We start from the raw sequence: 23,411 nt of genomic DNA, 5'->3' as shown, positions 1-23,411 counted from the left end.
TAAGCCTTTTTTCTAAATTAATTTCGTTGTCCAATCTTCACAGTTCCATACATCTGTTGCAATGTCTTGATAGAATTCAGGTTCATGGGAGATCAGAATGATGCTACCCTTGTATTCGTTTAAAGCACGTTTCAATTCAGCTTTCGCTTCTACATCAAGGTGGTTTGTTGGCTCATCAAATACGAGCAAGTTGGATTCTGTGTTCATCAATTTACAAAGTCTAAGTTTCGCTTTCTCGCCGCCGCTAAGAACGTCGACCCTGCTCTCAATATGCTTCGTTGTTAGGCCGCACTTGGATAAGGCAGCTCGAATTTGAGCCTGGCTGTAGTGGGGAAACTCTCTCCACATCTCTTCAATACAAGTGTTAGATGTTCTTGTCTTAATTTCTTGTTCAAAATAACCAGTATAAAGGTAATCACCAAGCTCAACTGAACCTTCAATCGGCTTAATTTCGCCAAGTATACTGCGAAGAAGTGTCGTTTTACCAATCCCATTTGCACCCATAAGGGATATTTTTTGCCCTCTTTCCATTGAAAGATTTAATGGACGGGATAGTGGTTCATCGTAACCAATAACAAGATCTTTTGTTTCAAAGATGAGCTTGCCAGAAGCCCGAGCTTGCTTAAAATGAAACTCTGGTTTTGGCTTTTCTTTGGCGATCTCAATTACATCCATCTTATCAAGCTTCTTTTGTCTCGACATCGCCATGTTACGCGTTGCAACTCTTGCTTTGTTTCTCGCAACAAAATCCTTCAATTGAGAGATCTCCTGCTGCTGCTTTTTAAACGCTGCTTCAACCTGTTGTTTTTTCACTTCGTATACAGATAAGAAGTTATCATAGTCACCTACGTATCTTGTTAGCTCTTGATTTTCCATGTGATAAATCAAGTTGATTACGCTATTTAAGAAAGGAATATCGTGAGAAATGAGTATAAACGCGTTCTCATATTCTTGTAAGTAACGCCTGAGCCATACAATGTGCTGCTCATCAAGAAAGTTTGTCGGTTCATCGAGAAGGAGAATATCAGGCTTCTCGAGAAGAAGTTTAGCAAGAAGGACCTTTGTTCTTTGACCACCACTTAAATCTTGTACATCTTTTTCAAGTCCGATTTCATCTAGTCCAAGCCCACGTGCAATTTCTTCTACCTTTGCATCAATTACGTAGAAATCATTGTTAGCGAGCATATCTTGCATTGTTCCTGTTTCTTCTAACAATTTTTCTAGCTCTTCTGGAGAAGCTTCCCCCATTTTCGCAAATAGCTCGTTCATTTCTGCTTCGTAATCAAACAAATACTGAAAAGCGCCTTTAAGGGCGTCACGAATCGTCATGCCTCGTTCAAGAACAGTGTGCTGATCGAGATAGCCGACTCTTACATTTTTCGACCATTCAACTGTTCCTTCATCTGGTTCTAACTTTCCAGTAATAATATTCATAAATGTCGACTTACCTTCGCCGTTAGCCCCAACAAGTCCAATATGTTCGCCTTTTAGAAGACGAAATGATACATCATCAAAAATAGCACGGTCACCGAATCCGTGTGTTAGGTTTTTCACGGTTAATATACTCATAGGAAAACACCCTTTATTTATGGTTTAACAATCCTCATTGATTATATCGGACTATGGGCTGGGATGAAAGTAAGGAAGATGAGAAAACGATGGGAATTTTCGTAAAAAGCAGCCGTATAGTAAGAAAGACACAACATAAGGCGTGATGAGGCATTTGACCTATGAAAAATAAAGGAACATTTACATCGTGTTTCATTTAGCTTAATAGTGTACGTTTACACTAGAGGGGCTTCATAAAACGGAGCTTTTATTTTAAAGGGGAGGGAATATGAATGAATACCACACGTCGTAGGGTTTATGGAACGGTTGCTTTTATGTTAGTTGTGTCGTTGATTATGATGTATTTCACGATTACACCATCTTTTGCTGATGGATCTGGAACTTCATCATCACCTTTTTCAGTTAATCAGGGAATAGCAAATCAAGGTAGTACAGGGTCAGTTGAAGGGTATATTGTTGGAAAGCCAGTCTCAACTTCCTCCGTAACTACGTCTGACTTCTCAGATGACTATGCGATCGCGATTGCCGATCAAGTGAATGAAACAAATGTAAATGAAATGCTTTTCGTCCAGATTCCATCACCTTTCAGAAGTGAATTTGGGTTGCAAAGTAATCCTAGTTTACTAGGTGAAGCTGTTGTGGTCAGTGGAAGTCTAACAGATTATTTCGCTCATACTGGAGTGAAGAGTGTTTCCGATATGGAATTAAGTGATGGTGGAGGAAGTGGGGATCCTAACGACCCAGGTGATGGAGAACCATCCCCTTACGATGATACATACTATAGCTCGGCTGTTGGTAAAACTGGTAGTGCCTTAAAATCTGAGCTGCATCTTATCATCGATGATCACAATGAGCTAACTTACAGTGAAGTTTGGGATGCCCTACGCGTGACGGATGAAGACCCAGCGAACCCGAACAACGTACTTCTCCTTTATAGTGGCAGATCTCAAAGCAAATATGAGAATGGTGGTAACGTTGACGACTGGAATCGTGAACACGTTTGGGCGAAGTCTCACGGGGATTTTGGGACATCTATGGGGCCAGGAACAGATATTCATCATTTACGCCCAACTGATGTAACAGTCAATAGCTCACGTGGTAATCTTGATTTTGATAACGGGGGATCGCCTCAATCTGAAGCACCCGGTAACTATTATGATAGTGATTCTTGGGAGCCTCGTGACAGTGTGAAAGGTGATGTAGCACGGATGATTTTCTACATGGCTGTTCGTTACGAAGGGGACAGTGGTGAAGTGGACCTTGAAGTAAATAATCTTGTGAATAATGGCTCTTCACCATTTATTGGGAAAGTCTCTGTGTTAAAAGCATGGAATGAAATGGACCCCGTGGATTCTTTTGAAGAAAATCGAAACAATGTTATTTATGATCAATACCAACATAATCGCAATCCGTTTATTGATCATCCAGAATGGGTGGAAGCGATTTGGTAGCAAGAAAAGAGCACCTGCCCTTAGGTAGGTGCTTTTTTCTATAAATTTCGCATTAAACGTTTTGCGATCTGTTCATAATGATCCTTAGTAATCCCTGGCGCAAATTCTTCTGGAAGATCATCTAGATTAGGAAGAGGAGCCCCTTCTGGTGCCCCTCAATCACCATTAGTTTTTCACCATTTTCCGGGTTAGTCCTTTTCCATATTTGTTTAATACCTAAGTAATCGCTAACACTCCAAGTATAAAGAACATTGTTCAATCCTTGTTTTTCAAATTTTCGAGCATAGTCAAATTTGGAGTTATCAAGGCTCGGAATCGGAAACATTTTTGTTAAGTCTGTACCTGTCGCGATCTCGATCGCTTTTGCGTATGCAAGTACATGAGTTCCACCACTTACGAGTAAGTGCCAATCATTTCTCGGGCTGTAGGATGATCGGTCATTTCATAGACGCGCATCTTATGCGTTCTTGCATCAACCTCAAGAAAAATTATGGAGGAGGTCAAGCACTAGATTGCCGCTACTGAAGACATAATCTCCGGGACAGTTGCCCATTTCATCTGCAGCATGAGCTGTATTTCGCACGTCTTTACTATTTTGTAATGGAGTTAAATCAGGTGGCACTTGAAAAGAACTTCCAGTGGTCAACAAGTTGATCGAGGTTGTGACTAATTCCACATGTCCAAATTCTTCTGCAGTAATACTGGCAACAAGGTCATAAAAAAGGCTTCAGCTTTTTTTCTCACGAAGGCTAAACGACTGGAACATGTACTTATTTAGTGTAGACAATTCTCCAAAGCGCCCTCCAAGTAAATCCTGTACAGCAGCTGCGTTTGCATCCCTATGATCTAGTATCGGAAGCTCAATTAACTGCTTATTGATTCGCTAAAACATGCAATCCCCCCTTTAATTAGGAAATACCCAGGCAATTTGTTGAATGGGAACAAAAAAAGGGGTTTCGTTCACTTATAAAACAATATGATCTGGCATCACGGATTCGAGCATTCCTTGGAGTGAGCCATTTGTTGTTTGAACTGATATCAATCTCCCTTCAATTGATATCAGTGTTTGATAGAGGGATCTACAGAACTGACTAATTGGGGTTGTTGACTCAATTTCTCTCATCCTCTCAAAAGTGTCCTTAAGCTATATTAATTTACGCACTGTATAGGTTGTCATAGTCGATAAGAATGGAATGAACCCATATGAGTGATGACCCATAGTCTGTAAAAAGGAGGGGGAAGAGATAAGTGAAGCAGAATCTGATGGTTACGTATCGTGATGGAATGAGAGAGAAGAACTGTATATTAGGAAGGAAATATACATTAACACATTCCGATATAACTGGAGAATTGTTTTTAACGATTGGAAAAGAATATGCCTTTGATCGTATTTCTTCCATAAGAGATGAGGTGCTTGGAAGCTTTCGAAATGATTGTGGACTCTATTTCTACGTATATGTCTTAATTGACGATCCTACAGAAGAGGGGAAGTCGAGTATAAGAAATCGGATATTTCGAAAAGAGTTACCTGGAGCTTTATCGGCTATAAGGGTAGGAGATGAACACTTATATCAAGCATATCCAGAACTAGATAATTTACCTATTTGGGTTTACTTTGATTCAAATGAAGCCCAATTGGAAGCTTATGAGTACTATGGATCACTTAGAGAATATAGAAACAGCCAGCATAAGTAGGCTGGCTGCTTCTTTCATTTAAATTAATCGTGAGAATAAGAGTAACTTTTGTGAGAGTTTACCTTATGGGTTAGTTGTCCATAAACCTGCTGTTTTAATGAATACACGTTTGTTCATTTTTAGTTGAGCAACGATAAACTCAGCCATATCTTCTGGTTGAAGCATATTCTCTTGATTTCCATCTGTTAGGTTATTTTCTACTGCGAGATCCGTAGAAACGGTACTTGGTGTTAGCGCACTAACACGGATGTCATGCTTGCGAACTTCTTGAGCTAGTGATTCCGTTAGACCCATAAGTCCGAACTTAGAAGCACTATAGGCACTAGTAACTGGTGCACCTTTTTGTCCTGCTGTAGAAGAAATGTTAATAATATCTCCTGATTTACGCTCAATCATATCTGGCAGTACAGCACGTGTTACATAGTAAGCACCTAGTAAGTTCACTTGAATGATCTTTTCCCACTCTGTAACTTCGAGATCCATGAAGCCACCCATTTTAGCGATACCTGCATTATTAATAAGAATGTCTACTTCCCCAAGGTCTTCTTTCAGTTTAGCTACAGCTGTTGTTACTTCCTCATTAGATGAAACGTCTGCAATAGCGAAGGAAGTTTTTACACCTTCTGCTTCGATTTCTTTCGCTACATTCTGAAGTGTCTCTTCTGTACGGGCAATCATTGCGATATTTACGCCTTCTTTTGCAAGGGCAATTGCCGATGCTCGACCAATTCCTCGAGCTGCCCCTGTAATTAATGCTGTTTTTCCTTTAAGAGCTACCATGTTGTTTCCTCCCTCGTTAACTTTAAGTTCCAACGTTTATTCTATAGGGTTAGCTTTAAGCAGGAAAGAATTTTGCTTTGCGACTATAATAGTGTGATAAAATATAAAAATGAGATTATTCAAAAATGAATAGTGAATAACTTGATAGATAAGGGATTTAATAACACATTGCAAAAGTATTCATTAATGAATAGATGAGGTGGTCGTATGGCGAAATGGAATGAATATGAGGCAATCTTTCATTCTTTACAAGAGGATATACTTGTCACAGATCCTAATGGAATCATTGTGAAAGTCAGTGAAGGAACAGGGATGGTTTATGGTGTTAACGCAAATGACTTAATGGGGAAATCAGTATATGAACTGGAACGAGAAGGTTTATTCACACCACTTGCAACGCCACTGGTGGTAAAGGATAAGAAGCGTGTTACGTTTGTGCAAACGGGTTCTGATGGCAAAAAGCTGCTTGTAACAGGTTTGCCAGTGTTTGATGATGCTAAAGAGCTAGTAAGGATTGTAAGTTATTCTCATGATATTACTGAACTAATGGAAATAAAGGCCGGGATGGAAGAAATGTCTTCCGAGATGGAGCGTGTTAAAAATGAGCTTGAGCAACTTAAGCAAAGGCAGGATGATGAAGGGCTTATCGCTAGAAGTCATGAAATGAGAAAAGTGATGGCAACAGGGAAACAAGTTGCAGGTGTGGATGTTAATGTTCTCCTTCTAGGAGAGTCCGGAGTAGGAAAGACGGAAATGGGAAGATACATTCACCATAAAAGTGATCGTAGAAATGGACCGTTTATTGAGGTGAACTGTGGAGCAATTCCTGAAGCGCTTTTCGAAGCAGAATTGTTTGGTTATGAAGATGGCGCATTCACGGGAGCTAGAAAAGGTGGACGTATGGGGTTAGCAGAAATGGCGTCGACAGGAACACTTTTCTTAGATGAAGTCGGTGAACTTTCACTGCAAAACCAAGTGAAAGTGTTAAAGTTAATTCAAGAAAAACGCTTCTATCGACTTGGTGGAACAAAAGAAATTCATTCTGATTTTCGGTTAATCAGCGCAACGAATAAGGATTTGGAACAAGCTGTGCGAGAGAAGAAATTTCGAGAAGATTTATTTTTTCGGTTGAATGTCGTCCCATTGATGATCCCTCCACTAAGAGATAGAAAAGAAGATATCCTTCCACTCATTCAATCGTTTGTCGATCATTTTTCTAGACAATATAAACGAAAGCGGATGCTAAATAAGATAGTGATGCATGAGTTAACTCAGCATGTGTGGAGGGGAAACGTTAGAGAGCTGATGAATTTAATAGAGCGTCTTATTGTTACTTCAGATGCATTCGTTATACACGAGGAAGATCTCCCTCAAACATATAAAAATTCGAGTGAAGACTATTCAGAAATGAATAATTTTAATGAAACTTTACAAGAAACGGTTGAAAGAGTTGAGAAAGAACGACTTGAGCAGGCTAGGCGTCAGTTTCGAACAACGACAAAGATTGCTGATGCGTTAGGGATAAGTCAACCTACAGTAGTTAGAAAACTTAAAAAATACAGAATTCAATAGTTTTTGGCATAATACTTGCATATTAAAAGAAGCAAGAAGTGAAAATTACTCTTGCTTCTTTTCTGATTTATATGCAAGAATATGAATTAATATTAAAAACGTCGAAGGAGAGTGAAGAATGGAAGTTAAACAGGAAAAATCCTATCCTCTTGAAAGTACGGGTCAATCAGTAGAGAAATCTCAAACAAAAAAAGCATATGCATGGTTTCTTATTCCATCGTTAATCGGTATCTTATTATTTCTTGTTCCCGTTCCTTTTAATGGGAAAATGACGATTGGGGTCGGGATTTTGGCTGAGTCTATACAAATAAAACTAGCGCCTATCTTGCCTGGATTTATGACCGCCATTCTTATTTTATCTGCTATTATTCCTATTATTGCAAAAGCGTTTGAACCAAAAGCCATCATGCTTCGTCCGTTTCTGAAGCAATTATTTTATGTGAATTGGTTCTGGATTAGTACGAGGTTAATTGGTGCATTATTCGCAGTAATGACATTGTTTAAATTCGGTCCAGAATTTATCATCTCGGATGTTTCGGGTGGTACAATGCTATACTCACTCGTTCCCGTTCTTGCAGCATGGTTTCTCTTTGCTGGTCTGTTAATGCCTCTCTTACTAGAGTTCGGGTTAATGGATTTCTTCGGAACAGCCCTTCGTTATGTGATGCGTCCTTTGTTTAAGTTACCTGGTCGCTCATCCATAGATGCACTTGCTTCCTGGATGGGGGCCGGAACCGTTGGGGTACTGATCACAACGAAACAGTATGAAGAAGGCTATTATACAAAAAGAGAAGCTGCTGTTATTGCAACAAATTTTTCGATCAATTCGATCGCATTCAGTCTTGTTGTTATTAGCTTCATTGGTTTAGAAGATATGTTTATTCCGTTCTATTTTACGGTTGTGGTAGCAGGGCTAGTTGCTGCGTTTGTTTGTCCACGTATACCACCGCTATCTCGAAAAGCGGACACGTACTATGAGGGTACAGGAAAACAAATTTCTGAAGATGTACCTGAGGGTGTCTCTAGCTTCAAATGGGGAATACAAAAAGCACTAGAGAAGGCTTCTGAAGTAAAAGGAGTGAAGCATGTAGCTGGTCAGGGTGTTAACACCGTGCTTGATATTTATTTTGCTCTTATACCGCTTGTGATGGCACTTGGAACAATTGCCCTTATTATTGCTGAATTTACGCCTTTCTTCACATATTTATCAATGCCGATCGTACCGGTCCTTGAACTTATGCAAATTCCTGAAGCTGCTAAAGCAGCGCCGGCTATGTTAGTTGGTTTTGCAGATATGTTTTTACCTGCAGTTATAGGAACAGGGATTGAAAGTGAATTAACGCGATTTGTTATTGCAGCTATTTCATTAACACAATTAATTTATATGTCAGAGATTGGTATTTTGCTAGTGAAATCGAAAATCCCAATTTCAGTTCTAGAACTTGCTATTATTTTCTTGCAACGTACGGTTATAACACTTCCGATTATTGTTGTCATGGCCCATTTCTTTGTATAAAAGCAGAATTTAAAGGAGGATATCACATTGGCTACATCATTTGAACATAGATACAACAACATGTCAGACTATCTTGCACCAAGTATGGCAAAGGATCATCCGAATTTACCAGTCGTGAAAGAAGAGGGTTGCTATTACTATGGGACAGATGGCCAAACGTATCTAGATTTTACATCAGGTATTGCCGTAGCGAATACGGGCCACCGTCACCCTAAGGTTGTACAGGCTATAAAGGACGGTGCGGACTCCCTTATGCACGGGCCTTCTGGAGTAATTATGTATGATTCAATTCTAAAGCTAGCAGAACGTCTTCAAGGCATTATGCCGAAAGATTTAGATTGCTTTTTCTTTGCGAACAGTGGCACTGAGGCCATTGAAGGTGCGATGAAACTTGCTAAATATGTAACGAAACGACCGTATGTTGTTTCCTTTACGGGTTGCTTTCATGGACGCTCGCTTGGCGCTCTTGGTGTAAGTACATCAAAAAGCAAATACCGTAAATTTTTACAGCCTAATGGACTAACCTATCAAATTCCATATGCGGATGCTGCTAGTTGTCCAGCAGGGCAAAGTGTAGAGGATTATTGTGTTGGTGAGCTTGAGAAAGATTTCGAAATGCTTTTTGATCATCAGGTAACTCCTGAAGAAGTGGCTTGCGTAATCGTGGAACCTGTTCTAGGAGAAGGTGGCTATATCATTCCACCGAAAGAATGGTTACAAAAAGTAAGAGAGATTTGTGATCGCCATGGCATGCTGCTAATCTTTGATGAAGTTCAAACAGGATTCGGACGGACTGGTGACTGGTTCGCTGCACAGACGTTTGATGTTACACCTGATATTATGGCGATAGCAAAAGGAATTGCTTCTGGGATGCCTCTTAGCGCCACAGTAGCTTCCAAAGAACTAATGAGTCAGTGGCCAATGGGAACACATGGCACAACATTTGGTGGTAATCCGATTGCTTGTTCAGCGGCGCTAGCTACTCTCGACGTAATTGAAGAAGAAGGATTACTTTCCAATTCGAAGGATATGGGTGCTTATGCATTAGAAAAATTAGCTCTTATAAAGGAAAAGCACCATGTGATCGGAGATGTCCGTGGTGTAGGGTTAATGATTGGAATTGAAATTATTGATCCAGAGACAGGCGCACCAGACGGAAATGGAATGATGCGGATACTAGATCTGTCTCTTGAAAAAGGGGTGCTTTTCTATCTGTGCGGAAAACATCAAGAAGTGATTCGAATGATTCCTCCATTGATTATTACGAAAGAACAAATTGATGAAGGCCTCCGCATTTTTGAGGAAGCTGTCACGGAGTTTGAACAAGAGAAACACGTTGTTTCTGTAGGATAATGTATTAATACCCCCCATCACTATGAACATGATGGGGGGTTTGTTGTTGACAGCTACGTGGATATAACTAATAAATCGAGTAAATCATTTCATTTCCGCGGAAATATTTCAAAGTTTGCGGGTTAAAACGACATATCAATTCATTGTTACGTATTAAAACAGTGTTACATTGGTTTCAGACTCACTGATCAGGGAACTTAATACATAGTTTTAAATTGAGAGGGGATCCACTATGCTGGAATTTCTGATTCATTTCCTGAAAGAGCTTGGAATCTGGGGTCTTTTAATAAGCAATGCTATTGAGGCATCATCTCTACCTTTTCCGGGGGGGATGATGACATTGACGTACGGTTATTTATTGAATGCTTCGATGATCGAGATGGTTGGTTTTGCATTTCTAACGAGCGGTATTTACACGATTTTTAGTTTTATTCCATATGGGATCGGTTTGAAAGTAAAGGGTAAAGTCGAAAGGAAATTAAAAAAGAAGAAGGTTGAACGCGTTCAAAGATGGTTTAGAAAATGTGGATCATGGAGTATTGCAATTACACGCCCACTTGGGATAGGGAACTATGTATCCTATGTGGCTGGTATGAGTAAGGTCAAGCCCTGGATATTTGGAACACTTACCTTTGTCGGTATATTTCCTTGGACAATCGCTATGTTGTGGATTGGGCGGAATGGGAATATAAAATCAGTTCAAGCGATTTTAGGAAGCATACAGAAATATGTCTTTTTAATTGTTGTAGTGGCAGTTATTGGATTCGTTGGGTATCACTACTATCGAAAAAGGTGTAAAATCGATAGTAAGAAACAAGTGTTTAACACCGATCAACCGTAGCATCGAACAGGTAAGGAGAGATTGTATTGGATAAATTAAATTATGAACTCGAAGTTCCAGGAAGTACCACTGTTACTCTGGAGCAACTGATTAATCAAAAGAAATCGATGGTCATATTTGTCCGTCACCTTGGCTGACCAGTTTGTCGAGCTTATCTTACGCAGTTGCGTAAGCGCGTAAATGAAATTGAGAATGAGGGCTTTCAGATTATAGCCGTCGCCCCCTCAAATGCTACTTATATTAGCCAGTTTACAGAGGCTTTTGGAGAATTTCCGTTTGTCATTGCAGGTGATCCGAAGAGAGAAGCATACCGTGGCATGGGACATCATACGATGCCGAAGTGGAAATTACTTGGCCAAGCAGCGATTGGATTTGTCACCCGTAAAATGAATGGGTTTATTCCAAAAGACCAAAAGAAAAAAGATTTTGTATTAAAGTCGATGAAAACGCAAGATGTATATATTCAAGGTGGAACGTGGGTGTTTGATGAGAGAGGGAAGTTAATCTGGCATCATATCGATCAGTCGCCAGAAGATCATGCGAAAATCGATTCGGTTTTAAATGTATTGTGATTGACTGTATGATGCATAGAGAAAAGCTCCTAGCTATTAGTTAGAGGCTTTTTTTATGCAAAAAAAACAGAGAAGCTCGAGACTTCTCTGTTTTTCCATATCTATTATAAGGGGGGAAGACATGTGTTTTATTGATTAACAATTTTCTTGCGAATGGCAAATGCTGAACCAGCAGCTGCTAGAGAACCTAGAGTAATCCAAAGTGCTGTTAGGTCAGATGACTGCTCACTCGCACCACCCATACCTGTTTTTGGCATATCACCAGGCATTGCTTCTCCTGCAAATTTGTCTGGCATTTGCTTAACGATAGCGCCTCCAAGAGATTCGCCTACACCAAACATGAATGCATAGCCTTCACGGAATTGTTCAATTGAACCTTCGTAATCACCAGACATGTAAGCTTCAAATGATCCAATTACTTGTTTTTCATGATCCATAAGAGCTTCAGTAGCAGCGTCAGTTGGAAGGTTTTCTTCTGTTGCTGTTCCTAGGAATGCTCCAAAGTTCTCAGGGAATGTTGTCATCATACGTTCTTTCGCCATTTCCATAGCTTCCTCGTCTTCAGATAGAGATGCAACTACAAGGTCAGCTTGTGCAGCAATATGATCTTCTTGCCAAATCTTTTCAAACTGAGCAGCACCTTCATCTCCGTAGATTGAACCGATAGCTGCTTTAAAGTCAGCAGTGTTTCTGTCTTCAGCCCAGTTTACAAAGTCATAGTCTTCTGATTGGTCATAGCCTTTTTCAAGACCAAGAGAAGAAAGAGCAAAGTGCTCAGATGCAAGGCTGTTTAGAGTTGAGCGTAATTCTGCAGCAGGAGTATCAGCTTTAGTATTTTCAAATTTATCAGGCATCTGCTTTACAATTGCACTAGATAGTGCTTTGCTGATCGCAAACATATGCTTATGCCCTTCACGAAATGATGTGTAAGCTTCTTCGTAATTTCCTTCTGTATACTCATCAAAAGTTGTTAGGACTTGATCTTCGTGAACTTCTAGAACATCTGCAGCGGCTTCCTTAGGAAGATTACCTTCTGTAGCTGTATCAAGGAAAGTGGAGAATTCTTCAACAAATTCGTCTACTTCAGCTTCAGCTTCTTTACGAAGTTCTGCATCATCTTCGGTTGCTGCTTTTACGAAATCAGCGGAGTAATCATTGTGACCTCGAAAGATATCTTCAAATTGTGCAGCGGCTTCATCGCCATAGACAGATGCAATCGCTGGTGTCATATCAGCTGCGTTCTGATCCAGGGCTTCAGTTACTTCTTCTGCATCCTCTGTCCCGTCATATGATTTCGTCATGGATGAAACAGCTAGTACAAAATGTTCGGATAAGAGCTGATCCAGTGTTGCGCGTAGATCTGAAGCAGGCGTTTTGGCTGTTGGCTCAGCTGTCGCTGCCCCAGCGACTGTTGGAAATAATAAGGTTAGGCCTAACGCGGGAACCATTAATTTCTTGAATGCTTTTTTCATGTTCATTTTACTTTTCACTCTCCTCGATTTTTTTACCGTTTATTTTGATTACACATAGCTAACGTTCAAAGTGAATAGTTGGATCATTTATTTATAAACTTTTTCATAAAGTTTTTTTAAATGGTAAAAACACTAATTTTAATATTCTAAAAACAATTGGTTGAACTACCTAATTTGTGGTAATATTAATCTTCTGTCTGATTTAGAGACAAATCTCATAAGGAGGTAACTGATCTTGGACAATAAGACTCAAAGTGCCTATCGGAAAGAGAAGCAGCAACTCGATCAAATCGCTGCAGAGATTACAAAACAGCGGCAGGTGTTGGAGAACTACCCCAGGTATTCTGGCGATAATGTAACAGAACAAGTTCTTGAGAGCATTCGAGAGGAGAAGCGTCAATCTCTTGTCATAGCTTCAAAAGAACCTTACTTTGCACGAATGGATTTTCAAGAGAATGAGAAGGAATCACATTCGTATTATATTGGGAAAGTTGGCGTAGCACATGGAGATTCACAGGATTCTCTGGTTGTAGATTGGAGAGCTCCTGTTGCGAGTATGTTCTACGCATTTACAGGGCCGAAGAGGACGTCTATTATGTATCTCCTGATGGCGTCATCGAAGGGAATATAGAGCTGAAGCGAAATATTGTGATTCGAGATAAAGAACTTCAGCGAGTCGTAGACACCTATGTAGAAGGTAGCGATGATTTAAGTGGCTCAGATGAATTTCTTCTATATCGTCTGAGTGAAAATAAAGATAACCGTCTCCGTGACATCGTATCAACAATACAAACAAAGCAAAATGATATTATTCGTGCTGAGCGATCGACGCCACTTATCATACAAGGAGCAGCAGGAAGTGGTAAGACAACGGTTGCGCTTCATCGATTAGCTTTCTTACTATATGAATACAGAGATACCATTCAAGCGGGTAAAATGATTATCTTTGCACCGAATAGGATGTTTCTTGATTATATTTCAGGTGTCCTTCCGGAGCTAGGCGTAGGGGGAATTCAACAATCAACCTTCACGGATTGGACAATAAAGACGATTGAAGAAAAGATTACGATTGATTCATCTGGTCACGACCTCAGAAAGTGGTTTGGGAAGAGTCGATTCGATTTTTCAATTGCAGAAGGAAGAGTAAAAGGATCACTGGCATTTAAAGAATGGATTGATCAAGCTATACATCGTTATAGCAACTCAGTCGGTCCGGTTGGCTCCTTTCACCCATTTGAAAGAAGAGAGCTTTCAGAAACGAAGATCAAACAATGGTTAAAAGACCTTTCTGCATATCCTGTTGGACGTAAACGCGATATGATGATGAATCGATTTAAAATTTGGATAAAAGATGAGATCAAATCGGTAGAGGGAGCCCATTTAAAGAAAGAATATCGCAAACTAGCAAACGATCAGCTGAAGAATTATTTTAAAACATGGCCGAAGCAAACTGCTCTTTCGTTCTATCAATCACTCTTTCAATCGAATGTTCCTAGCTACATAACACAGTCAGAAAGAGCAGATGTTATAAATGAAGAACTTGTGATGGAAACGGCAAAGCGATTAAAAAAGAAGAAGTTATCGCCGGATGACCTTGCTCCTCTCCTTTACATTCAATTTCAATTAAACGGTATTGATAAAGAACATAGGTTTCAGCATATTGTAATTGACGAAGCTCAGGACTTTTCACCTTTTCAACTGGCGCTTCTGAAAGATGTGAATCGAAGTCAATCTTTTACAATATTAGGGGATTTGGCACAGGGCATTCATTCATATAAGGGCATTCATAACTGGGAAGAATTTAGGGTGCTTTTTAACGGTAAAGACATTTATATGGAACTTGAACAAAGTTATCGATCGACTTTAGAAATTATTGAATTTGCGAATGAAGTGATAGCTCATGCGGATATACCGGTTCAACCGGCTGTGCCTGTTTTTCGAAGTGGGAAGAAAGTCGAAATAAGCAAAATAGATAAGAAGAGGCATGTTAGTAGCTTGATAAAATCAGCTAAAGAAATGCAAGAGAGAGGTATGAATACAGTAGCGATTGTTGGTAGGAGCGAAGAGGAATGTCGTGATTTGTATGGCAATCTTAGTAGGTATGATGAGAAGTTGCATCTTATTACTGCGGATGATCGATCTTATGAAGGGGGACTATCAATTGTGCCGATCTATCTTACTAAGGGATTAGAATTCGATGGAGTTATATTGGCAAATGCTAACGAAGATAATTATAGTACACATGCAACAGATGCGAAATTACTATATGTAGGATGTACAAGAGCATTGCATGAATTAAAACTCTTTTATATAGATACTCCTTCACAATTGCTACCAGTATAATCAAACGTTTGTTTAAAAGTTACCTCTGCTATTTCCTACATTTCATTCTTTGCAAAGGGAGAAGCAGTCATGACAGAAGAACTTCTCAAAGTAAAGACTGCATATGAGCATTCTTCTTCAGTACAAGGTTTTTCCATACATTATCTTGATAGTTAGATGGCGTTAAAACAATAATAAAGATGAACCCCCGGACTGAAAATCAGCCGGGGGTTATTTTTATGAATTCAGCTTACGATAAAATTGATTTGACGCGACCAACCTGTCCATCTTCAAGACGTACTTTGATACCATGCGGATGGGTCGGAGACTTCGTCAGGATATCTTTCACGATTCCTCTTGTCGTTTTCCCTGAACGCTGATCTTGTTTCAAGACGATATCAACGGTTTTCCCTGGTTCTATATTACTTCTGTTCTGTCCGTTCATCAGTAACCTCTTTCTCTGTCGTTTCGTTATGCTGCTCCTCAGGCAACGGATCGACAGTATGTTTGACACTGTATCCTTTTGATACAGCCATTCCAAAAGCAGCGGCAATGACAATCGTCATAATGACAACGACGATGACTGTTATCGTAATAACCATTCCCGAACTCCTTTCCGTGATGTCTGCTTTCACTTTACCATGATTATCGCGGTTAAGATAGAACATGATCTGATGAGGGGTGTCATATAGCTTAATCTGTCTAAGTCGCTGGTCCTATATAAATATATAGCTTTAGCTCATTATGAAGGCATTGATAAGCAGGTAGAATCAAAGTATGAAAGGAGGCGATTAAGATGAAGAAAGCAGGTTTGCTTTTACTTGGGATTATCGCTGCGATTGTATTGCTGTCGAATCTTGGTCCATTAGTAGGTATGATGGTTAGCCTAGTCATCCTCTATATTGCATTTAAGAAGTTTATTCAGGCAGATTCAACAACTGGTAAAGTCATCTGGGGGATCTTAGGATTCATCGGTTTAAGTACTGCCGTGGCGAATATGCCAGCTATTCTTGGTCTCGTAGCTATCTACATTCTTTATGTCGTTTATAAAAAGTGGGATGGAGCAAGTTCCGATAAGAAAGACGATGACCCATTCACAAATTTTGAAAAGCAATGGGATGAACTGAAGAAAAGTTAATCAAACAAAGGAGAGAATGGACATGCCAAATTTACTTAATCGCATCAAAAACTCAATTGAAGCTGATTTTCATAGCATCCTTGACCAGAAGGAGGAGAAAAATCCAATTTCTCTTTTAAATCACTATTTAAGACAGTGTGAAAGAGAAGTGGAAAAGGCGAGGAAACTTGTCGAGCGGCAGTCAACGCTACTTTTAGAATTCAGAAGAGAATTAGATAAAGCGCGAAGAAATGCTGAGAAACGCGCTGGACAAGCTGTTTTAGCAAATGAAGCAGGCGAGGCTGAGCTGTATGAGTTCGCCAAACAAGAGCAGTTGCAATATGAAGAAAGAGCTAACCACTTATCACAATTGATGGATGAGGCAGACCTTGAACTTAAACGTCTCGAACAAAAGTACGAGAAAATGAAGCATAAACTTAAAGATATGTCGATAAAGCGAATGGAATTAATGGGGAAAGAGAATAGTGTGAGGGCTCATCATAAGATGGATTTGGTTCTGGAAGAAAGGAATCTAGATCAACCTTTTAATCGTTTTGATGAGATGGAGAGTTATATTGAGCAACTTGAGAAGAAAGTGAACAGAGATTACGATATGTCTACTATTGATACAAAGTTCCACTTACTTGAGAAAAAGGCGAAAAAACAAGAAACAAATTCAAATTCTTAGAGAAATAGTGGTATTCTAAAAGAGGCGCGTGCGCCTTTTTTAGTCATGAGTATAAAAGGTGGAATAACGATAAATGAGTGATGAATGGAGGGTCGCTAGTGTGGAAAAATAGACATAATGACACTGTTAATGGACTTCTGATTATTGGGGTTATTCTTATCTTGTTAGAAGTTTCTTTAAATGGCGGCCTCCTATTCTTATTAATTCTTTCCGCTGCATTTGTTTATATGGGGAGAAAAGGTCTTCCACGAACTTCAGGAAAAGTTTTTCTTGGACTCGGTATCTTTTTCTTTATAACGACCGTTATGAATATGGTAGTCGTGAAGTTTTTTCTTCTTGTTCTATTAGTCTATCTTGGCTTCCAGTTTTATCAGTCCAAACAAAAACCGAAGAAAATAAGGCCGGTACTTGAAAAGCCTTCAGTGTATGAAGAAGGAATGGTTCATCAAAAGCCATTGTTGCAAAACAAGTGGTCCGGTCGACAGAAAACCCATGATCATGTGTACGAGTGGAATGATATTAACATTCAAGCTGGTTTTGGTGAAACGATTATCGATTTAAGTTACACGGTTCTCCCTAAAGGAGAATCCGTTATTTTGATTCGAAACTTCGTAGGAAAAGTGCAAATACTCATTCCCTATGAACTCGAAGTGAATATTCAACATTCAGCTATGATCGGATCTGCGACGTTGTTACAACATGAAGAACCTGGAGTGTTTAATCAAGTCCTCTCTTATAAAACGAATGGATATGATGATGCTACTGAGAAGGTAAAGCTAGTCACCTCGATGTTTGCTGGAGATTTAGAGGTGAAGCGAGTATGAGTGTCATGAAGCGTCATATACTATTTGGTGCATTACTGTCACTCTTGCTATTTTTTCTTTTCTCTGCCGCTTATTTGACTGTCTTTCCACCGGCGTCTCTTTCCCTTTTATTTGAGAAAGATTTAATGGACTTACCGTTCGGGTTAATCGTTCCAATTATATGTGTAATGATTGGAGCGGCTGTTGGAGGAATATCAGGTTTATATGCGAATAAAGAAATTCAAAACATTGCAGATACGCTAGAGGAACTTGATAAGGGACGTGCTTTACATAACTATAGTGGTACAAGTCTAAATGTCGTTTTTGAACAAATTGATAAATTGCAAAACCGAATGAATGATCAAGTAAGACTAGCCCAGAAGCTTGCGAACGAGAAAGCAGAGGATCATGAGAAGCGAGTTCAACAAGTCGTATCCGAAGAACGCAATCGTCTTGCTCGTGAGCTACATGATTCCGTGAGTCAGCAGCTGTTCGCTGCTTCCATGTTAATGAGTACGATAACGGAAAGTCGTGAAGCAGCGGATGATCTAGAAACAAAACACCTTAAGATGATTGAAGAAACCATACATCAATCCCAACTAGAAATGCGCGCTCTCTTACTTCATCTTAGACCTGCCGCATTGAAAGATCGTTCACTCGAGGAAGGGATAAAAGAGCTATTGAACGAACTGTCTCAAAAGGTGCCAATCCAAGTGAATTGGAAGCTTGAAGATATTGAGCTCGATAAAGGTGTTGAAGACCATCTGTTTCGTATACTACAAGAATGTGTATCCAATACACTAAGGCATGCGAAGGCATCGACACTAGATGTCCTACTTATTCATCGAGATGGACGTACGATCTTACGAATAGTTGATGATGGGGTTGGTTTTAAGATGGATGAGAAGAAAGCTGCATCATATGGATTACAAAACATGCATGAACGAGCACTCGAAATCGGAGGAGTTCTTAAATTAGTCAGTCTTCCACATAAAGGGACTAGGCTGGAAGTAAGCGTACCACTTGTTGGGAGGGGTAGAGAATGATTAAAGTTTTGTTTGTTGACGATCATGAAATGGTTCGGATTGGTGTTTCATCTTATTTATCTGCTCAGGCTGATATTGACGTCATTGGAGAAGCGGATAATGGAAAGAAAGGGGTAGAACTCGCGCTATCCCTTCGTCCAGATATCATATTAATGGATCTAGTTATGGAAGAAATGGATGGGATTGAAGCAACAAAACAGATTATTACACAATGGCCAGATGCAAAAATCATTATCGTAACAAGCTTTTTAGACGACGAAAAAGTCTATCCAGCACTTGAAGCTGGAGCTACAAGCTACATGCTGAAAACATCGAAAGCAGTTGAAATTGCAAATGCAGTTCGAAAAACACACCATGGGGAATCTGTTCTTGAACCTGAAGTAACGGGGAAAATGATGTCGCGGATGAGAAGCAGAATTCAAAAGCTGCCACATGAAGAACTCACGGATCGAGAGATGGAAATTCTCTTATTAATGGCTCAGGGAAAGGCCAACCAGACGATTGCCAATGAACTGTTTATTGCACTTAAAACAGTGAAGGTTCATGTGAGCAACATTCTTGGAAAACTTGAAGTTCATGATCGAACCCAGGCGGTTATTTATGCGTTTAAGCATGACCTTGTAAAATGAGCAAAAACAGAAGCTGTTTTTGCTTTTTTTAATACAATGAAGAGAAGGTGATTCTACTTATTTAGCAACCGAAAATTTAGAAAATTCTTGTATATTAGTGTCGAATTCAATAGATAATATAGTAACAAAGACCTATTTATGAGTTGTAACCGCTTCAATTAAAAATCTTAGGTTTAGGCTGTTTACAAAGCACTGAATCCCTATTATAATCCCGATTGTGCTTACGAAACGAAAACAAAACAACGGGAGGGATAATAGATGCTTCATCACATCAAAACTTATCTGCTAATTACTTTGGGTGCGCTCGGTGTTGCAACCCACGTTCATTTCTTTCTATCTCCTAATAGTCTTGCTACGGGGGGAGTCAGTGGTTTATCGATTCTGATGAACCATCTAGTCCCGAACCTGTCAGTCGGAATGTTTATGATCATCTTAAACGCAGTACTTTTGTTAGTTGGAATTCTTTTTCTCGGTCCTAAATTCGGTGTTAAAACGATCTATGCGAGTTTCGCTTTATCCCTTGCTGTATGGGCATTTGAACGTTTTATTCCAGTAACTGAGCCATTTAGCCAGGATATCTTAATTCAATTAATTATTGGTCAATGTATTGCTGCAGCTGGTATGGGACTTGTCTTTCATCAGAAAGCTTCTACTGGTGGTACAGATATTATTGCGATGATTCTAAATAAGTATTTCTCTATGGAGGTTGGAAAAGCCGTTCTGATCTCGGATATTTCAATTGCACTATTCTCAGTCGTCTTGTTTGGACCTGAAATCGGAATGTATGCGATCTTTGGTGTCATTCTAAATGGCCTAGTCATTGATTATACGCTTCAGAGCTTTGAAGCTAAGAAAGAGATTGTGATTATCAGTAAAGAAAGTGAAGAAATTCGATCCTTTATTGTTGAAGAGATTGGAAAAGGCGCAACAATCCACACGGCTAGAGGGGCGTTTACTTCTGATGAAAAAGAAGTGATTACAACAATCCTTGGTAGAAAAGATCTACTTAAATTGAAAAAGCATGTTGGTGTTGTTGATCAGAAAGCCTTTATTACGGTTCACAGTATGAAAGAAATTCTTGGTCAAGACTTCAAATCTCTTGCATAATAGATTAAAACCCCTTTTCCAAAACGGAAAAGGGGTTTCTTACTTAAAATTATTTCTTAGTTTTAAAAGTATAGAGAAGCGTAACGATCAAAATAAGAGCAGCCAGTACATAAGATGAGTAAACGACTAATGGTACATCTCCATTTTGATTTTTAACTCCAATCCCAATAAAGGCCCAAACAAAAACGAGTGTGTATATCCAATCTTGCTCGCTTTTCAAGAAATAAAGAGCAAGAATTGTCGCGATGATTAATAGTAGAAATGTCCATATCGTATCGGAAATACCAAATCCATCCCAGTCAATGTATGTTAGGTAGTAACTAATGTTGGCGATCGTCGCAACGCTAATCCAACCCAGATAAACGGAAAAAGGTAACAAATCAAAGAAAGAAGCGTCTGCTGCTTTCAAATTAGTATAGAGCTTAATGAGTGTGAAGAGTAAAAGAAGCATAACGATCACCGATAAGCCGAAGAATTCATAATGCCACATGAAAATCCAAAGACTATTAAGAATGGAACTTAGAACAAATAATCCACTTGTTTCCTGGTAGATTGGCAAATCTCTCCGACTTTTAGGAAATTGACGAATAATCCATATCCCTAGAAGAAGATAGATCAGCCCCCATATACTAAAAACATAGCCGGCAGGTGTAAAAAGTACGTTCAGTCTATTTGATATTTCTCCTGTCGTTTGACCATTTAACGGTAGTGCATTAGCAAGGCCATTTACTGTTACGACGAGTATATACGCAATGAGATTAAGAAGAAATTTACCCATAAGGACCTCCTAGATATAAAGTCTATAGTACATACTATTCCTTCTTAATCTTAAACATAACCGTCTTTTTATGTGCATGAGCACATAGAAAAACCTGCCCCTTAATTAGGGGCAGGTGAGTGTTATTAGCGATTAGGAAGTGTAGCATATTCAGGATCTGCTACTTTTACAAGTTGTTTACCAAGGTTTGTACCTTCAAAGAGACCAAGGAATGCGTCAGGAACGTTTTCAAACCCTTCTACGATTGTTTCTTCATATTTTAACTTGCCTTCTTGTAACCATTTCCCTAATTGCTCAGCACCTTCACTAAAGCGATCTGAATAATCGCCTACAACGAAGCCTTTCATGAGAGCACTTGATTGAATAAGTTTTGTCTGAACGCGTGGACCAAGATCCGCTTCTTTCTTATTGTAAGAAGATATTGCGCCGCAAACAGGGATACGAGCAAATTTATTTAGTAGGCTAATGGCAGCATCGCCGATTTCGCCCCCAACGTTTTCATAATAAACGTCAATGCCGTCTGGACAAGCTTCTTTTAGCGCTTTGTATACATCCTGGGTTTTGTAGTTAATTCCTTCATCAAAACCAAGTTCGTTTTTGATATAGTCGATCTTATCGTCTGAACCAGCGATACCTACAACGCGGCACCCTTTGATTTTGGCAATTTGACCAACAACAGAGCCTACTGCTCCAGCTGCGCCTGATACAACTACTGTTTCGCCTTCTTTAGGCTGACCGATATCGAGAAGTCCGAAGTAAGCTGTTTGTCCCGGCATACCAAGGATTCCAAGATGTGTGGTGATTGGAGCAATAGATGGATCGATTTTTCGAAGATGCTTTTCATTCACAACTGAGTATTCTTCCCAGTTTAGGTGGCCAATAACGACATCACCTTGATTAAATTGAGAAGACTTAGATTCGGCAACTTCTGCCACGACACCACCGTTCAATGGTTCGTTGATTTGGAATGGTGCTACGTACGATTTTGCATCTCTCATACGACCTCTCATGTAAGGGTCTACTGTAAGGTATAGTGCACGTAGAAGAACTTCTCCATCTTTTGGTGATGGAATGTCCGCTTCAACAATGTCGAAGTGTTCCATTGAAGGCATACCTTCTGGTCGTTTTGCTAGATGAATTTGTCTTTGTTTACTCATTCATAATCCCTCCATTATATGATTGATGCCTCATTCATTTCTTATCTAAGCTGTTCCACCTAAACGGTACCACAAAACATTACAGTTTATCAAAGTATTCGCATTGTAAATAAGCACATCTTCAAACAGTCCTTAGCATCTTCTTCAACACATTCAAATTCTATTTTTTTTTGAAAGGAATGGGCATAATTGGTTATGATACGAAAGAGAGGAGGAAGGTCAATTGAGTTCCAGAACTAGCGGATGGATTATGAAACAAACGTGGGAGGATCTTTTGTTTCTACACTGGTCTGTTGATCGTGATTGGCTTCAATCCATACTTCCACCTCAACTAGAAGTAGATACGTTTGAAGGGAAGGCCTGGATTGGAATCGTTCCGTTTGAAATGAATCAAATTCGATTTCGTGGTTTACCTTCAGTTCCCTTTGCTTCAAAACTACTTGAACTTAATGTGCGGACTTATGTGAAGTATGGCCAAAAACGTGGTGTGTATTTCTTCAGCCTTGATGCTAGTCATAAAGCAGGTGTTATGGTGGCGAGAAATCTTTTTCACCTTCCTTACCTTCAAGCAAAAATGGGTAAAAAAAGTGATGGAAAGCAAATTAGCTTTTGGTCTTCTAGAACACATAAAGGTGTTGAAAAATCCGATTACCATATTATTTATGAACCACTAGGAACATCTTATGAAGCGCGAAATGGAGATCTTGATTTTTGGCTTACAGAAAGAGATCGGCTTTTTATTGTAAGAGGAAATAAAGTATTTCAAGGGAAAATTAAGCATGATCGATGGGCACTTCAAAAGGTTGATGTTGCTGTTCTTCGTGATACTCTATCACACCCATATCACTACTCTGATCAAGTTGTTACTCATTTCTCTAAGAAGGTGACAACTTATTTGTGGCCATTTGAGAATGTAACCTAGACTGAAAAACCCCTTCACATT

The 23,411-nt window shown here is 39.4% G+C and carries 23 protein-coding genes and 2 pseudogenes; 16 read left to right on the top strand and 9 right to left on the bottom strand.

The window, feature by feature from the left end; translation table 11 throughout:
• Positions 1–12: 12 nt before the first annotated feature.
• Positions 13–1,569: an ABC-F family ATP-binding cassette domain-containing protein gene (locus ABVF21_RS15470; protein ID WP_303533822.1), complete on the bottom strand. Its 1,557-nt coding sequence runs from the start codon at positions 1,567–1,569 to the stop codon at positions 13–15.
• A 338-nt stretch (positions 1,570–1,907) separates the two neighbouring features.
• On the opposite strand from ABVF21_RS15470, the gene ABVF21_RS15465 reads away from it, so the two are divergent.
• Positions 1,908–3,020, top strand: coding sequence for an endonuclease (locus ABVF21_RS15465; protein WP_371018573.1), 1,113 nt, complete (start codon positions 1,908–1,910; stop codon positions 3,018–3,020).
• Positions 3,021–3,058: 38 nt separating this feature from the next.
• Here the strand turns inward: ABVF21_RS15465 and ABVF21_RS15460 are convergent.
• Positions 3,059–3,900: pseudogene (locus ABVF21_RS15460) on the bottom strand (manganese catalase family protein).
• Between the two features lie 84 nt (positions 3,901–3,984).
• Complete coding sequence (locus ABVF21_RS15455) at positions 3,985–4,143, bottom strand: DUF2642 domain-containing protein (RefSeq protein WP_371018538.1); 159 nt, start codon at positions 4,141–4,143, stop codon at positions 3,985–3,987.
• Between the two features lie 125 nt (positions 4,144–4,268).
• Here ABVF21_RS15455 and ABVF21_RS15450 point away from each other — a divergent pair, with 125 nt between their 5' ends.
• The gene (locus ABVF21_RS15450; RefSeq protein WP_371018537.1) at positions 4,269–4,715 is read left to right on the top strand and encodes a staygreen family protein; all 447 of its coding nucleotides are present in this window, start codon (positions 4,269–4,271) and stop codon (positions 4,713–4,715) included.
• Between the two features lie 63 nt (positions 4,716–4,778).
• On the opposite strand, the gene ABVF21_RS15445 is transcribed toward ABVF21_RS15450, so the two are convergent.
• The gene (locus ABVF21_RS15445; protein ID WP_303533831.1) at positions 4,779–5,495 is read right to left on the bottom strand and encodes a 3-ketoacyl-ACP reductase; all 717 of its coding nucleotides are present in this window, start codon (positions 5,493–5,495) and stop codon (positions 4,779–4,781) included.
• A gap of 207 nt (positions 5,496–5,702) precedes the next feature.
• Between ABVF21_RS15445 and ABVF21_RS15440 the strand changes: the two genes are divergently transcribed.
• The 5 genes and pseudogenes from ABVF21_RS15440 to ABVF21_RS15420 all read left to right on the top strand — a co-directional run.
• Positions 5,703–7,067, top strand: coding sequence for a sigma-54 interaction domain-containing protein (locus ABVF21_RS15440; protein WP_303533833.1), 1,365 nt, complete (start codon positions 5,703–5,705; stop codon positions 7,065–7,067).
• Positions 7,068–7,185: 118 nt separating this feature from the next.
• On the top strand, positions 7,186–8,583 hold the full coding sequence (locus ABVF21_RS15435; protein ID WP_194220150.1) for a YjiH family protein: 1,398 nt from the start codon (positions 7,186–7,188) through the stop codon (positions 8,581–8,583).
• 27 nt (positions 8,584–8,610) lie between these two features.
• Positions 8,611–9,936 carry an aspartate aminotransferase family protein gene (locus tag ABVF21_RS15430; protein ID WP_371018536.1) on the top strand — a complete coding sequence of 442 codons (1,326 nt, stop codon included), beginning with the start codon at positions 8,611–8,613 and terminating at the stop codon, positions 9,934–9,936.
• Between the two features lie 232 nt (positions 9,937–10,168).
• A complete protein-coding gene (locus ABVF21_RS15425; RefSeq protein ID WP_371018535.1) occupies positions 10,169–10,777 on the top strand; it encodes a DedA family protein in 609 nt (202 codons plus the stop codon).
• Positions 10,778–10,926: 149 nt separating this feature from the next.
• Positions 10,927–11,349: pseudogene (locus tag ABVF21_RS15420) on the top strand (peroxiredoxin-like family protein); the annotation flags it as partial.
• Between the two features lie 128 nt (positions 11,350–11,477).
• On the opposite strand, the gene ABVF21_RS15415 reads toward ABVF21_RS15420, so the two are convergent.
• On the bottom strand, positions 11,478–12,821 hold the full coding sequence (locus ABVF21_RS15415; RefSeq protein WP_371018572.1) for a copper amine oxidase: 1,344 nt from the start codon (positions 12,819–12,821) through the stop codon (positions 11,478–11,480).
• A 235-nt stretch (positions 12,822–13,056) separates the two neighbouring features.
• Here ABVF21_RS15415 and ABVF21_RS15410 point away from each other — a divergent pair, with 235 nt between their 5' ends.
• Together ABVF21_RS15410 and ABVF21_RS15405 are read left to right on the top strand one after the other, a co-directional pair.
• Positions 13,057–13,452, top strand: coding sequence for a hypothetical protein (locus tag ABVF21_RS15410; protein ID WP_371018534.1), 396 nt, complete (start codon positions 13,057–13,059; stop codon positions 13,450–13,452).
• A gap of 17 nt (positions 13,453–13,469) precedes the next feature.
• Positions 13,470–15,164, top strand: coding sequence for a HelD family protein (locus ABVF21_RS15405; RefSeq protein WP_371018533.1), 1,695 nt, complete (start codon positions 13,470–13,472; stop codon positions 15,162–15,164).
• A gap of 229 nt (positions 15,165–15,393) precedes the next feature.
• On the opposite strand, the gene ABVF21_RS15400 is transcribed toward ABVF21_RS15405, so the two are convergent.
• Together ABVF21_RS15400 and ytzI are read right to left on the bottom strand one after the other, a co-directional pair.
• Entirely contained in the window at positions 15,394–15,588 is a 195-nt protein-coding gene (locus ABVF21_RS15400) for a YwbE family protein (protein WP_226616492.1), read from the bottom strand.
• Positions 15,566–15,745, bottom strand: coding sequence for a YtzI protein (gene ytzI / locus ABVF21_RS15395; RefSeq protein WP_194220143.1), 180 nt, complete (start codon positions 15,743–15,745; stop codon positions 15,566–15,568). The genes ABVF21_RS15400 and ytzI overlap by 23 nt, the downstream gene beginning before the upstream one ends.
• Positions 15,746–15,939: 194 nt before the next feature.
• On the opposite strand from ytzI, the gene ABVF21_RS15390 reads away from it, so the two are divergent.
• From ABVF21_RS15390 to ABVF21_RS15365, 6 genes are all read left to right on the top strand, one after another.
• Complete coding sequence (locus ABVF21_RS15390) at positions 15,940–16,281, top strand: flagellar basal body rod protein (RefSeq protein ID WP_371018532.1); 342 nt, start codon at positions 15,940–15,942, stop codon at positions 16,279–16,281.
• A 22-nt stretch (positions 16,282–16,303) separates the two neighbouring features.
• Complete coding sequence (locus ABVF21_RS15385) at positions 16,304–16,948, top strand: PspA/IM30 family protein (RefSeq protein WP_371018531.1); 645 nt, start codon at positions 16,304–16,306, stop codon at positions 16,946–16,948.
• Positions 16,949–17,046: 98 nt separating this feature from the next.
• Positions 17,047–17,772 carry a cell wall-active antibiotics response protein LiaF gene (gene liaF, locus ABVF21_RS15380; protein ID WP_303533849.1) on the top strand — a complete coding sequence of 242 codons (726 nt, stop codon included), beginning with the start codon at positions 17,047–17,049 and terminating at the stop codon, positions 17,770–17,772.
• Entirely contained in the window at positions 17,769–18,797 is a 1,029-nt protein-coding gene (locus tag ABVF21_RS15375; protein ID WP_371018530.1) for a sensor histidine kinase, read from the top strand. Before liaF ends, ABVF21_RS15375 begins: the two co-directional genes overlap by 4 nt.
• On the top strand, positions 18,794–19,426 hold the full coding sequence (locus ABVF21_RS15370) for a response regulator (RefSeq protein WP_303533854.1): 633 nt from the start codon (positions 18,794–18,796) through the stop codon (positions 19,424–19,426). The genes ABVF21_RS15375 and ABVF21_RS15370 overlap by 4 nt, the downstream gene beginning before the upstream one ends.
• A 258-nt stretch (positions 19,427–19,684) precedes the next feature.
• Positions 19,685–20,533: a YitT family protein gene (locus ABVF21_RS15365; protein ID WP_194220137.1), complete on the top strand. Its 849-nt coding sequence runs from the start codon at positions 19,685–19,687 to the stop codon at positions 20,531–20,533.
• Positions 20,534–20,582: 49 nt separating this feature from the next.
• Here ABVF21_RS15365 and ABVF21_RS15360 read toward each other — a convergent pair whose 3' ends face one another.
• Positions 20,583–21,311: a TspO/MBR family protein gene (locus tag ABVF21_RS15360; RefSeq protein WP_371018529.1), complete on the bottom strand. Its 729-nt coding sequence runs from the start codon at positions 21,309–21,311 to the stop codon at positions 20,583–20,585.
• Positions 21,312–21,436: 125 nt separating this feature from the next.
• Positions 21,437–22,468, bottom strand: coding sequence for an NADP-dependent oxidoreductase (locus tag ABVF21_RS15355; protein ID WP_303533859.1), 1,032 nt, complete (start codon positions 22,466–22,468; stop codon positions 21,437–21,439).
• A 223-nt stretch (positions 22,469–22,691) separates the two neighbouring features.
• Here ABVF21_RS15355 and ABVF21_RS15350 point away from each other — a divergent pair, with 223 nt between their 5' ends.
• Entirely contained in the window at positions 22,692–23,390 is a 699-nt protein-coding gene (locus tag ABVF21_RS15350) for a YqjF family protein (RefSeq protein WP_303533860.1), read from the top strand.
• Positions 23,391–23,411: the final 21 nt, after the last annotated feature.

Source organism: Pseudalkalibacillus sp. JSM 102089 (genome assembly GCF_041366475.1).
In the GTDB taxonomy this organism is placed as follows: Bacteria; Bacillota; Bacilli; order Bacillales; family Guptibacillaceae; genus Guptibacillus; species Guptibacillus hwajinpoensis_B.
The sequence above is the reverse complement of the archived record's forward strand: the minus strand, read 5'-3'. Positions and strand labels throughout refer to the sequence as shown.

Excerpts from the sequence above, each read along its gene's own strand:
- ABVF21_RS15365 (WP_194220137.1), top strand. The coding sequence starts at position 19,685 with ATGCTTCATCACATCAAAACTTATCTGCTAATTACTTTGGGTGCGCTC.
- ABVF21_RS15355 (WP_303533859.1), bottom strand. The coding sequence starts at position 22,468 with ATGAGTAAACAAAGACAAATTCATCTAGCAAAACGACCAGAAGGTATG.
- ABVF21_RS15425 (WP_371018535.1), top strand. The coding sequence starts at position 10,169 with ATGCTGGAATTTCTGATTCATTTCCTGAAAGAGCTTGGAATCTGGGGT.
- ABVF21_RS15435 (WP_194220150.1), top strand. The coding sequence starts at position 7,186 with ATGGAAGTTAAACAGGAAAAATCCTATCCTCTTGAAAGTACGGGTCAA.
- ABVF21_RS15470 (WP_303533822.1), bottom strand. The coding sequence starts at position 1,569 with ATGAGTATATTAACCGTGAAAAACCTAACACACGGATTCGGTGACCGT.
- ABVF21_RS15415 (WP_371018572.1), bottom strand. The coding sequence starts at position 12,821 with ATGAAAAAAGCATTCAAGAAATTAATGGTTCCCGCGTTAGGCCTAACC.
- ABVF21_RS15400 (WP_226616492.1), bottom strand. The coding sequence starts at position 15,588 with ATGAACGGACAGAACAGAAGTAATATAGAACCAGGGAAAACCGTTGAT.
- ABVF21_RS15385 (WP_371018531.1), top strand. The coding sequence starts at position 16,304 with ATGCCAAATTTACTTAATCGCATCAAAAACTCAATTGAAGCTGATTTT.
- ABVF21_RS15440 (WP_303533833.1), top strand. The coding sequence starts at position 5,703 with ATGGCGAAATGGAATGAATATGAGGCAATCTTTCATTCTTTACAAGAG.
- ABVF21_RS15445 (WP_303533831.1), bottom strand. The coding sequence starts at position 5,495 with ATGGTAGCTCTTAAAGGAAAAACAGCATTAATTACAGGGGCAGCTCGA.
- ABVF21_RS15455 (WP_371018538.1), bottom strand. The coding sequence starts at position 4,143 with ATGAGAGAAATTGAGTCAACAACCCCAATTAGTCAGTTCTGTAGATCC.
- ABVF21_RS15375 (WP_371018530.1), top strand. The coding sequence starts at position 17,769 with ATGAGTGTCATGAAGCGTCATATACTATTTGGTGCATTACTGTCACTC.
- ABVF21_RS15465 (WP_371018573.1), top strand. The coding sequence starts at position 1,908 with ATGTATTTCACGATTACACCATCTTTTGCTGATGGATCTGGAACTTCA.
- ytzI (WP_194220143.1), bottom strand. The coding sequence starts at position 15,745 with ATGGTTATTACGATAACAGTCATCGTCGTTGTCATTATGACGATTGTC.
- ABVF21_RS15370 (WP_303533854.1), top strand. The coding sequence starts at position 18,794 with ATGATTAAAGTTTTGTTTGTTGACGATCATGAAATGGTTCGGATTGGT.
- ABVF21_RS15360 (WP_371018529.1), bottom strand. The coding sequence starts at position 21,311 with ATGGGTAAATTTCTTCTTAATCTCATTGCGTATATACTCGTCGTAACA.
- ABVF21_RS15390 (WP_371018532.1), top strand. The coding sequence starts at position 15,940 with ATGAAGAAAGCAGGTTTGCTTTTACTTGGGATTATCGCTGCGATTGTA.